Source organism: Mesorhizobium sp. KR1-2 (assembly GCF_040045035.1).
In the GTDB taxonomy this organism is placed as follows: domain Bacteria; phylum Pseudomonadota; class Alphaproteobacteria; order Rhizobiales; family Rhizobiaceae; genus Pseudaminobacter.
The window spans coordinates 503,404-515,039 of sequence record NZ_JBDZDS010000001.1; the positions used below are offsets into that span (position 1 = coordinate 503,404).

Genomic DNA, 11,636 nt, shown 5'->3' on the forward strand with positions numbered 1-11,636 from the left:
CATGCGCCACATGCTTGCGGAAAACCTCGTCGCCGCCGAGGCGGTGGACGACTACCTGGCCGCGCAGGAGCAGAAGTCACTCTTGCGTTTCCTCACCTGCGGCTCGGTCGACGACGGCAAGTCGACGCTGATCGGGCGGCTGCTGTCGGACACCAAGCAGATCTTCGAGGACCAGCTGGCGACGCTGGAGCGGGATTCGCGCCGGCACGGCACGACCGGCGACGACATCGACTTCGCGCTGCTGGTGGACGGGCTGGAGGCCGAGCGCGAGCAGGGCATCACCATCGACGTCGCCTATCGCTTCTTCGCCACATCGAAGCGCAAGTTCATCGTCGCCGACACGCCGGGCCATGAGCAATATACGCGCAATATGGCCACCGGTGCCTCCACCGCCGACCTCGCCATCGTTCTGATCGACGCGCGCCAGGGCGTGCTGCGGCAGACGCGCCGCCACTCCATCATCGCCTCGCTGCTGGGCATCCGCCACATCGTGCTGGCGGTGAACAAGATCGACCTCGTCGGCTTCGACCGCGCGGCGTTCGAGCAGATCGTCGCCGACTACACGGCCTTTTCGAAGGATCTCGGCTTTGTATCGATCGTCGCAATCCCCATGTCGGCACGGTTCGGCGACAATGTCAGCCGCCGCTCCGAGCAGACCGGCTGGTATGCCGGTCCAACGCTGATCGAGCACCTGGAAGCGGTCGATGTCGAACAGGATGCGTGGAATAAGCCGTTCCGCTTCCCGGTCCAGTATGTGAACCGGCCCAACCTTGATTTTCGCGGCTTTGCCGGGACGATCGCCTCGGGCTCGATCGCACAGGGCGACGAGATCGTGGTCGCCAAATCCGGCAAGGCTTCGCGCGTCAAGCGCATTGTCGCCTCGGGCGGGGACGTGGCGCAGGCCGTCGAGGGGCAGGCGGTGACGCTGGTGCTGGAGGACGAGGTCGAGGTCTCGCGCGGCAACCTGCTGGTCGCGCCCACGGCGCGGCCGCATGTCGCCGACCAGTTCGCGGCCAAAATCGTCTGGTTCGACGAGCAGGCGTTGCTTCCCGGGCGTTCCTACATCCTGCGCACCGAGACCGACCAGGCCAGTGCGACCGTGACCGAGCTGAAGTACCGCCTCGACGTCAACGATTTCGGGCACGCGGCGGCCAAATCGCTGGAGATGAACGAGGTCGGCATCTGCACGATCTCGACGCAGTCGCCGGTGGCCTTCGACGCCTTCGCCGAGAACCGCGCCACCGGCGCCTTCATCCTGATCGACCGCCTGACCAATGCCACCGTCGGTGCCGGCATGATCCAGCACGCGCTGCGTCGCGCCGACAATATCCACTGGCAGTCGCTGGACGTGACGAAAGAGGCGCGCGCCGCCGCCAAGCAGCAGAAGCCGGCGGTGCTGTGGTTCACCGGCCTTTCGGGCTCGGGCAAGTCGACCATCGCCAATCTTCTCGAAAAGAAGCTGCATGCGAGCGGCCGCCACACCTACATCCTCGACGGCGACAATGTCCGCCACGGCCTGAACCGCGACCTCGGTTTCTCCGAGGCCGACCGGGTGGAGAACATTCGCCGCGTGTCGGAAGTGGCGCGGCTGATGGCGGACGCCGGCCTGATCGTGCTGGTGTCATTCATCTCGCCTTTCCGCGCCGAGCGGCGCATGGCGCGCGAGCTGATGGGCGAGGGCGAGTTCATCGAGGTGTTCGTCGACACGCCGTTCGACGAATGCGCCAGCCGAGACCCCAAGGGGCTTTACGCTCGGGCCCTGGCGGGAGAGATGAAGAACTTCACTGGCGTTGACTCTCCTTACGAGACGCCGGAAAACCCGGAAATCCACCTTCAGACGCTCGGCAGGACGCCCGAAGAAATGGTAGATGTTCTCGAAGGCTGGCTACGTGAGCGCGACATTGCAAATCAACACTACGACGACGGCGGCGGCATCTGACGACGAGGCGATCCTCTCGGTTTTCGAGGGGCTCGCGCTCGAGGCCGGGCGCGTCATCATGGATATCTTCCACTCGAAGGTGTCCGTGGAGCACAAGGCGGACTCCTCGCCCGTTACGGAAGCCGACCGGGCGAGCGAGCGGCTCATTCTGGCGGGGCTGCGTGCAGCCTTCCCGGATATTCCCTGCGTGGCCGAGGAAGAGGCATCGGCGGGAATTCGGGCTCCGGAGCTTGGGCACTCTTTCTTTCTGGTCGATCCGCTCGACGGCACACGGGAATTCGTCGGCGGAAGCGCCGACTTTACCGTCAACATCGCGCTGATCCGCGACGGCATTCCGAAAATTGGCGTGGTCTACGCGCCTTGCAGCGGGCGGTTCTTCTCCGGCCGTCCGGGCAAGGCGGAAGCGCTGACGGTCGGCGAGGATCAGACCATTTCCGGTCGCCATCGCATCTCTGTGAGGGAGGGGCGGACGCCGCTGACCATTGTCGCCAGCCGGTCGCACCGCACGCCCGAGACGGACGCCTACGTCCGGGGCATCGAGGCGGCCGAGATCGTTTCCGTGGGCTCGTCGCTGAAATTCTGCCTCATCGCCGCGGGCGAGGCGGACGTCTATCCGCGCTTCGGCCGCACGATGGAATGGGATACGGCGGCTGGGGATGCCGTGCTGCGCGCGGCAGGCGGCAGCACGACCACGGCAGGCGGCAAGCCCCTGGTCTACGGCAAGCGCAACCGGGTGGGCGAGGCGGATTTTGCTAACCCGTCCTTTGTCGCGATGGGACGTGTTTCGGACGCGCCGGAGTTTTAGACGCGCAGATGGGTGCTAACCTGCACCGGACTGCCTGTTGAGAGTCCGAGGCATGGGTCCCCGGAACCTCCGCACGTCGCTTCGCTCGTGCTCCGGCCCGAGGACGACGGAAGTTTCACGTCCTCCCTTTGACCTTCAGCGTCGCATTCTTTGGGGGTCATATTGCGGGCCCTTGCCTCACCGTCGTCCTCGGGCCCCGAGGGCGAGCGTAGCGAGCGACGAGGGGTTCCGGGGACCCATGCCTCGACCTCTCATCCGGCGGTTCGGTGCGGATGAAGCGCACCAAGCCGGAACAAAAAACCGCGCGCCGTTTCCAGCGCGCGGTTCGTAAGAGAGCAGGGCCTGAGTCGTCGCAGGCCGGGCTAGTTACTCGGCGGCCTGAGCCGTCCTGGCCGCGATGAAATCGCTGATCGCGTCGATGATGCGGTCCTGATCCTGATTGCTCAGATAGGGGTGCATCGGCAGGCACAGGATGCGCTCGGGCAGGCTTTCCGAAACCGGCAGGCCCTTCGGCGTGCGCGGGTAGTGGTTGTAGGCGACCTGCTGGTGCAGCGGCTTCACATAGTAGATCACCGAGGGAATGCCGAGCGACTGCAGGTGAGCCTTGAGCTCGTCGCGATAGGGCGTCTCGATGGCGTACTGGGCCCAGGCCGAGCGGCGGCCTTCCGGCACATGCGCCACCTTGACGACATTGTGCAGGCCGTCGCGATAGCGCTGCGCCACTTTCTGGCGGGCTTCCATCTCGTCTTCCAGGATCGCCAGCTTCTCGATCAGGATCGCCGCCTGCAGCGTGTCGAGGCGCGAGTTGAGACCGACATGGATGTTGTCGTACTGGGTCTCGCCCTTGCCGTGGAAGGCGAAGGAGCGCAGGCGCGCGGCCAGTTCGTCGTCATTGGTGAACATGGCGCCGCCGTCGCCATAGCAGCCGAGCGGCTTGGCCGGGTAGAAGCTGGTCGAGCCCACGGAGCCGAAGGCACCGCACATTTGGCCATCGGCCTTGCCGCCGATCGACTGGGCGGCATCCTCGATGACCATCAGGTTCTCGCGGGCGGCGATTTCGGCAACGGCGTCGTAGTCGGCGGCGAGGCCGAACAGGTCGACCGGGATGATCGCGCGCGGCTTCAGCCGGCCCTCGGCCTTGATCATGGCGATCGCGGCTTCGAGGCTTTCGATGTCGATGTTGTAGGTTTCGGGATCGATGTCGACGAAGACCGGCTCGGCCTTGGCCAGTGCCACCACCTCGGCCGTCGCGGCGAAGGTGAAGCTCGGCACGAAGACGGCGTCGCCCGGCCCGATGCCGGAAGCCAGAAGCGGCAGCAGCAGCGCATCCGTGCCGTTGGCGCAGGCGACCACGTGCTTCACACCGACATAGGCGGCGAGCTGTCGTTCGAATTCGGCGACCTCTGGCCCGAGGATGTACTTGCCCTCGTTGACCACGCGGTCGATCGCCGCGCTCAGCTTGTCACGAATTCTTTCGCGCTGCGCGCCCAGATCGATGAACTGCATCTCTGCTCCAAAGTCTTCTTTTCGCGGATATCCCCAGGGCTGATAGCAGAGTTGAACCGGGCTCGAAAGATTTGCGGGCTGGCGCGGCCAGGTGTCGCGTTACCGTGCGCAACGGATTTTGCGCCTTCAACAGCCGGAAATGCGGGCTTCCATGGCGGCGAGGGGTGCTGCGTGCGGAAGCCGTTGCGGGCCCGAAATATAAAGTGATCGGCCGAAAGACGGGAAAAGGCCCGCTTCGGGCTTGTCAGGCGATCTCGTGCCGCCAGGGCGGATTTGCGCCGGCGCGCGAGACGGTGACGGCCGCAGCCTGCGCGCCCAACTCCAATGCCGCCTGGATCTCTTCCTCCGAAAGCGCCTCCAGCCTGGCCTTGGTCAGCGCGCCCTGGTCGTGCAGGGAAGCGAGCAGGCCGGCGTTGAAGGTGTCGCCGGCGCCGACCGTGTCGACCACGGTAACCGCCTTCGGCGTCACCGAAACGGTGTGATGCCTGGAGTAGCCGATCGCGCCCGCCGCGCCGTGCGTGACGACCACAAGCTTAGGGCCAGAAGAGAGCCAGTTGCGGACGGTCTCTTCCTGGTCGCCTGCATGGCCGAACCAGGCCAGATCTTCGTCCGACAGTTTTACGATGTCGGCCATCGCGATCATGCGCTCGATGCGGGCGCGGTGCTTCTCATGATCGGAAATGAAGCCGGGACGGATGTTGGGGTCGAGCATGGTCACGCGACGCCCGTGCTCGCGCCGCATCAGCGCCTCGTAGGCCGAGCCCGAGGGCTCCGGGATCAGGCTGATGGCGCCGAACAGCATGGCGCCGATCTCGTCGTCCAGAACCGGCAGGTCGGCTTCGCTGAGCATGCGGCCGGCGGTGTTCTCGTCGTAGAAGGTGTAGGTGGCATGGCCGTCGTTGAGGCGCACGAAGGCGAGCGTGGTCGGACGCGCCGAAATGTCGGCGTAGCGCGAGCCGACATTGCTGGACGCCAGCACCCCGCGGATCTGCTGGCCGAAGAGATCGGAGGAGAGACCGGAGAAGAATTCGACCGGAACGCCGAGCCGGCCGAGCGCGATGGCCGAATTGAACACGGCGCCGCCGGCGTAGGGAGAAAAGGCCGGCTCGCCCGCCGTGCTTTCGCGCGGCAGCATGTCGATCAGGGCTTCGCCGCAACACAGGATCATGCTTCCGGTCCTCCGCAGGAATTGGCCTGTTTCCCCTCGAATAAGTCCGTTGCGGGTGCGCTGCAAGATAGGCTGCGAAGGCTTTCCTCCGAAATTCTCGGGGAAGCTTGAAACGATTGAAAGTCGGATTGTATCGTCTAGACTGGCCGTGCCGCGAAGACGGCTGCCGACGGCGCTCAAGAGGTGACATGAAGCTTGCATTCGTATCCGCACCTCAAGGCACTACCCAACAGAAATCAAGAGGCGAGGCGCTGGCCGCCGAAATCCTCAAGGCCCTGAGATACCGGGTCGGCAAGGATGCCACCGTTGCCACGCAATATGACTGGCTGACTGCCGCGATCCTGGTGGTGCGCGACCGCATCATCGACCGCTGGGTGAAGTCGACCAAGCAGGCCTACGAGCAAAGCGCCAAGCGCGTCTATTATCTGTCGCTGGAATTTCTCATCGGCCGGCTGATGCGCGATGCGTTCTCCAATCTCGGCATGATGGAGGAAATGCGCGAAGCGCTGGGCTCGCTCGGCGTCGAGTTGGATGTGATCGCCACGCTGGAGCCGGATGCCGCCCTCGGTAATGGCGGTCTCGGGCGGCTCGCCGCCTGCTTCATGGAAAGCATGGCGACGGTGGATGTGCCCGCGCATGGCTACGGCATTCGCTACGCCAATGGCATGTTCCGGCAGGAAATCTCCGACGGCTGGCAGGTGGAACTGCCCGAAACCTGGCTCGACCACGGCAATCCGTGGGAGTTCGAGCGGCGCGAGCGCTCCTTCGAAGTTGGCTTCGGCGGCACGGTCGAACAGATCACCTCACAGGCCGGCCGGCTGGAGCGGCATGTCTGGAGGCCGCAGGAGCGGGTGCTGGCCGTGGCTTACGACACGCCCGTCGTGGGCTGGCGCGGCAACCGTGTCAACACGCTGAGGCTGTGGGCCGGCATGCCGGTGGACCCTATCCTTCTCGATGCCTTCAATGCGGGCGACCATATCGGCGCATTGCGCGAGAGCAACAAGGCCGATGCGCTGTCGCGCGTGCTCTATCCGGCCGATTCCAGCCCCGCGGGACAGGAATTGCGGCTTCGGCAGGAGTATTTCTTCTCCACCGCCTCGCTGCAGGACATCATCCAGCGTCATCTCAGCCAGTATGGCGAGCTGCATTCGCTGCCGGAAAAGGCGGCCATACATTTGAACGACACGCATCCGGCCGTTGCCGTGGCCGAGCTGATGCGGCTTCTGATGGATGTGCACGGCATCGACTTCGACACTGCCTGGGGCATCACCAAGAGCACCTTCGCCTACACCAATCACACGCTGCTGCCCGAGGCGCTGGAAAGCTGGCCGGTGCCGCTGTTCGAGCGGCTTTTGCCGCGCCACATGCAGATCGTCTACGCGATCAATGCCGAGCTACTTGACGAGGCGCGCGCGACCGGCCAGTTCGACGGCGAGCAGATCGCCCGCATCTCGCTGATCGAGGAGAATGGCGAGCGGCGCGTGCGCATGGGCAACCTTGCCTTTGCCGGCTCATATTCCGTCAACGGCGTGTCGGCGCTGCACACGGAGCTGATGAAGGAGACGGTGTTTGCTGACCTGCACCGGCTATATCCGGCGCGCATCAACAACAAGACCAATGGCATCACGCCGCGCCGCTGGCTGATCCAGTGCAATTCGGGTCTGACCGGGCTGATCCGCGAGGCGATCGGGCACCGCTTCCTCGACGATATAGAGGCGTTGACGGAACTGGAGGCCTTTGCGGGCGATGCCGGCTTCCGCGAGAAATTCGGTGCGGTGAAGCGCGCGAACAAGGAACGTCTGGCTGCGATGGTTTCGGAGCGGCAGGGGATAAAACTCGATCCGTCGGCGCTGTTCGACATCCAGATCAAGCGCATCCACGAATACAAGCGCCAGCTGCTCAACATCGTCGAGACGGTGACCCTCTACGACCAGATCCGCTCGCATCCCGAGCGAAATTGGGCGCCGCGGGTGAAGTTCCTAGGCGGCAAGGCCGCGCCCAGCTATCACAACGCCAAGTTGATCATCAAACTGGCCAACGACGTCGCCAGGGTCATCAATCGCGACCCGGCTGTGCGGGGGCTGCTGAAGGTCGTGTTCACGCCGAACTACAATGTCAGCCTTGCCGAAGTGATGATGCCGGCGGCGGACCTCTCCGAGCAGATTTCGACGGCGGGCATGGAAGCGTCGGGCACCGGCAACATGAAGTTCGCGCTGAGCGGGGCGCTGACCATCGGCACGCTGGACGGCGCCAATGTCGAAATCCGCGAGCATGTGGGTGCCGACAACATCTTCATCTTCGGCCTGACGGCGCAGGAAGTGGCCGAGCGCCGCAATGGCGGTTACGCGCCACGCGCCATGATAGAGGCCTCGCCGGAACTGTCGCAGGCGCTGGCGGCGATCTCTTCGGGCGTGTTTTCTCCTGACGATCCGAGCCGCTATCGCGATCTGATCTCCGAGCTCTACGACAACGACTGGTTCATGGTTGCGGCCGATTTCGACGCCTATGCGGCCGCGCAGCGGCAGGTCGATGCGGTCTGGCGCGACAGCCCGGACTGGAACGCCAGGGCGATCCGCAATGTCGCGCGCATGGGCTGGTTCTCGTCGGATCGCACCATCCGCCAATACGCCAATGAAATCTGGAACGTACCGGCATGATTGCCATTGCATGAGCAGGCCGAAGGAGTAGCGTGAGGGCATTGGGGAGGGGCGCGAGGACATGACGGGGACGCGTGCCGGAATCGCGACGCAGCAGCCGGGGGCAGCCTCGGCCGCCGATATCAGAGCGATTGTTGCCGGCACCCATGGCGATCCCTTCGCGGTTCTCGGCGTACAGGCATCAGACAAGGGCTTTGTGGCACGATGCTTCGTGCCGGGTGCGGAATTCGTCACCGCCTACACCCTCGCGGGCAAGGAGGCCGGCGAACTGTCCCGCCGCGACGATGCGGGCTTCTTTGAAGGCAGGCTTTCGATCCGCAAGCGCCAGCCGCTGAAATATCGTGTGCGCAATGCCGGTGGCGAGTGGTGGTTGACGGATCCCTATTCATTCGGACCGGTGCTCGGGCCGATGGACGACTACTTCATCGCCGAAGGCTCGCATCTCAGGCTTTTCGACAAGCTCGGCGCGCATCTCATCCAGCATGAGCGCGCGGAAGGCGTGCATTTCGCCGTCTGGGCGCCCAATGCGCGGCGCGTTTCGGTGGTCGGCGATTTCAATGACTGGGACGGCCGCCGCCATGCCATGCGCCGAAGGCAGGATATCGGCGTGTGGGAGATTTTTGTCCCCGATGTTGGCGCTGGCCATGCCTACAAGTTCGAGATCGTCGGGCCGGACGGGGAGACAAGGCCCCTGAAGGCGGACCCGTTCGCCTTCCGCTCGGAACTTCGGCCGGCGACCGCGTCGGTGACGATGGCGCCGCTGTCCCATGAGTGGGGCGACCAGAAGCATCGGGATTTCTGGAGCAAGGCGGACGCGCGTCGCCAGCCGATCTCGATCTACGAGGTTCACGCCGGCTCCTGGCAGCGCCGCGAGGACAGTTCGTTCCTGTCATGGGACGAACTCGCCGACCGACTGATCCCCTACGTGGTCGGGATGGGTTTTACCCACATAGAATTCATGCCGGTGACGGAGCATCCTTACGATCCTTCGTGGGGCTACCAGACCACCGGTCTCTATGCGCCCACCGCGCGCTTCGGCGAGCCGGAAGGCTTTGCCCGCTTCGTAGACGGGGCGCACCGCGCCGGCGTCGGCGTCATCCTCGACTGGGTGCCGGCACATTTTCCGGTCGATCCGCACGGGCTGGAGCATTTCGACGGCACCGCGCTTTACGAGCATGCCGACCCGCGCAAGGGCTTTCATCCGGACTGGAACACTGCGATCTACAATTTCGGCCGCCGCGAGGTCGTCTCCTATCTGGTCAACAACGCGCTGTTCTGGGCCGAGAAATACCATCTCGACGGACTGCGCGTGGATGCGGTCGCCTCGATGCTCTACCTCGACTATTCGCGCAAGGAAGGCGAGTGGATCCCCAACGAGAAGGGCGGGCGCGAGAACCTCGAAGCCGTCAGCTTCCTCCAGCAGATGAACAAGGAGGTCTACGGCCGCAATCCCGGCGTGATGACGATCGCCGAGGAATCGACCTCCTGGCCGAAGGTGTCGCAGCCGGTGCATGAGGGGGGCTTAGGCTTCGGCTTCAAGTGGAACATGGGTTTTATGAACGACACGCTCGCCTATCTGGCGCGCGAGCCCGTCCACCGCACCCACCATCACCAGGAGATCACCTTCGGGCTGGTCTATGCCTTCAGCGAGAATTTTGTGCTGCCGCTGTCGCATGACGAGGTGGTGCACGGCAAAGGCACGCTGCTTTCCAAGATGGCCGGCGACGACTGGCAGAAATTCGCGACGCTGCGCGCCTACTACGCCTTCATGTGGGGCTATCCGGGCAAGAAGCTGCTGTTCATGGGGCAGGAGTTTGCCCAACGCAGCGAATGGAACGAGGCGCGCTCGCTCGACTGGCAATTGCTGGAATACGCGCCGCATCGCGGCGTTCAGCGACTTATCCGCGACCTCAACCATCTCTACCGCTCGCGGCCGGCGCTTCATGCGCGCGATTGCGAGGCGGATGGCTTTTCCTGGCTGGTCGTCGACGACCGCCAGAACTCCGTCTTCGCCTGGCTGCGCAAGGCGCCGGGCGAGGCGCCCGTTGCCGTCATTTCCAACTTCACGCCGGTTCCGCGCGAGGACTACCGGCTGCCACTGCCGGAGGCGGGCACGTGGCGCGAAATCGTCAACACCGACGCGTCGGACTATGGCGGGTCGGGCAAGGGCAATGGCGGCACGGTGGAGGCCGTGGCCGGTGCTGAAGGGACCATCCAGGCCAGGCTGCTTCTGCCGCCGTTGGCTACCATCATGCTGGAATTCGTTCGGGGTGAGTGACTTGGGAGGGTTACGATGGACACGACGAAGAGACCGCAGCCCTTGGCGCGCGACGCCATGGCCTATGTACTGGCAGGCGGCAGGGGGAGCCGCCTGAAGGAACTGACCGACCGAAGGGCCAAGCCCGCGGTCTATTTCGGCGGCAAGACACGCATCATCGACTTTGCTCTCTCCAACGCGCTCAACTCCGGCATTCGCCGCCTCGGCGTCGCCACCCAGTACAAGGCCCATTCGCTGATCCGGCACTTGCAGCGCGGCTGGAATTTTCTGCGCCCCGAGCGAAACGAAAGCTTCGACGTGCTGCCGGCCAGCCAGCGCGTTTCGGAAACACAGTGGTATGAGGGCACGGCCGACGCGGTCTACCAGAACATCGACATCATCGAGTCCTACGGCCCGGAGTTCATGGTCATCCTGGCCGGCGACCACATCTACAAGATGGACTACGAGCTAATGCTGCGCCAGCACGTCGAGGCCAAGGCGGATGTGACCGTGGGGTGCCTGGAAGTGCCGCGCGCGGAAGCTACCGGCTTCGGCGTCATGCATGTCGACGAAAGCGACAGCATCATCTCCTTCATCGAAAAGCCTGCCGATCCGCCCGGCATGCCCGACAAGCCCGATTTCGCGCTGGCCTCGATGGGCATCTATGTGTTCAGGACGAAATTCCTGCTCGAGCAGCTACGGCGCGACGCCGCCGACCCTCACTCCAGCCGCGATTTCGGCAAGGATATCATTCCCTACATCGTCAAGCACGGTAAGGCGGTGGCGCACCGTTTTGCAAAATCCTGCGTGCGCTCGACGGCGGAATCCGGGCCATACTGGCGCGATGTCGGCACCATCGATGCCTATTGGGAAGCCAATATCGACCTGACCGACGTGACGCCGGAACTCGACCTTTACGATCGCGACTGGCCGATCTGGACCTATGCCGAGCTGAAGCCGCCGGCGAAATTCGTGCATGATGAGGATGGTCGCCGCGGCTCGGCCGTGTCGTCGCTGATCGCGGGCGACTGCATCGTGTCGGGCGCTGCGCTCAAACGCAGCCTCGTTTTCACCGGCGCGCGCATCAATTCCTATTCCTCGCTGGAAGAGGTGGTGATGCTGCCTGACTGCGTGGTGGGCCGTAACGCGCACCTGAAACGGGCGATCATCGACCACGGTGTCCAGATACCGGAAGGCCTTGTCGTGGGCGAAGACCCGGAGTTGGACGCGAAGCGATTCAGGGTGTCGGAAAAAGGCATTTGCCTGATCACGCAGGACATGATCGACAGGCTGACCAACTAGGA

Annotated in this window: 7 protein-coding genes; 5 read left to right on the plus strand and 2 right to left on the minus strand. The window is 64.2% G+C overall.

The genetic code is table 11. The features are described from left to right. Position 1: 1 nt before the first annotated feature. Positions 2-1,939 carry a sulfate adenylyltransferase subunit CysN gene (gene cysN, locus ABLE85_RS02440; RefSeq protein ID WP_348791083.1) on the plus strand — a complete coding sequence of 646 codons (1,938 nt, stop codon included), beginning with the start codon at positions 2-4 and terminating at the stop codon, positions 1,937-1,939. Then, positions 1,869-2,744 (plus strand): 3'(2'),5'-bisphosphate nucleotidase CysQ, encoded by an 876-nt coding sequence (cysQ, locus tag ABLE85_RS02445; RefSeq protein ID WP_348791084.1) that lies wholly within the window; start codon positions 1,869-1,871, stop codon positions 2,742-2,744. Before cysN ends, cysQ begins: the two co-directional genes overlap by 71 nt. Before the next feature lie 366 nt (positions 2,745-3,110). Here cysQ and ABLE85_RS02450 read toward each other — a convergent pair whose 3' ends face one another. Both ABLE85_RS02450 and ABLE85_RS02455 read right to left on the minus strand, forming a co-directional pair. After that, positions 3,111-4,250, minus strand: coding sequence for a DegT/DnrJ/EryC1/StrS aminotransferase family protein (locus ABLE85_RS02450; protein WP_348791085.1), 1,140 nt, complete (start codon positions 4,248-4,250; stop codon positions 3,111-3,113). A 244-nt stretch (positions 4,251-4,494) separates the two neighbouring features. Continuing rightward, positions 4,495-5,418 (minus strand): carbohydrate kinase, encoded by a 924-nt coding sequence (locus ABLE85_RS02455; RefSeq protein WP_348791086.1) that lies wholly within the window; start codon positions 5,416-5,418, stop codon positions 4,495-4,497. A 188-nt stretch (positions 5,419-5,606) separates the two neighbouring features. Between ABLE85_RS02455 and ABLE85_RS02460 the strand changes: the two genes are divergently transcribed. From ABLE85_RS02460 to glgC, 3 genes are all read left to right on the plus strand, one after another. Then, positions 5,607-8,075: a glycogen/starch/alpha-glucan phosphorylase gene (locus ABLE85_RS02460; protein ID WP_348791087.1), complete on the plus strand. Its 2,469-nt coding sequence runs from the start codon at positions 5,607-5,609 to the stop codon at positions 8,073-8,075. Between the two features lie 61 nt (positions 8,076-8,136). Further along, the gene (gene glgB / locus ABLE85_RS02465) at positions 8,137-10,353 is read left to right on the plus strand and encodes a 1,4-alpha-glucan branching protein GlgB (protein ID WP_348791088.1); all 2,217 of its coding nucleotides are present in this window, start codon (positions 8,137-8,139) and stop codon (positions 10,351-10,353) included. Positions 10,354-10,368: 15 nt separating this feature from the next. Further along, positions 10,369-11,634, plus strand: coding sequence for a glucose-1-phosphate adenylyltransferase (glgC, locus tag ABLE85_RS02470; RefSeq protein WP_348791089.1), 1,266 nt, complete (start codon positions 10,369-10,371; stop codon positions 11,632-11,634). Positions 11,635-11,636: the final 2 nt, after the last annotated feature.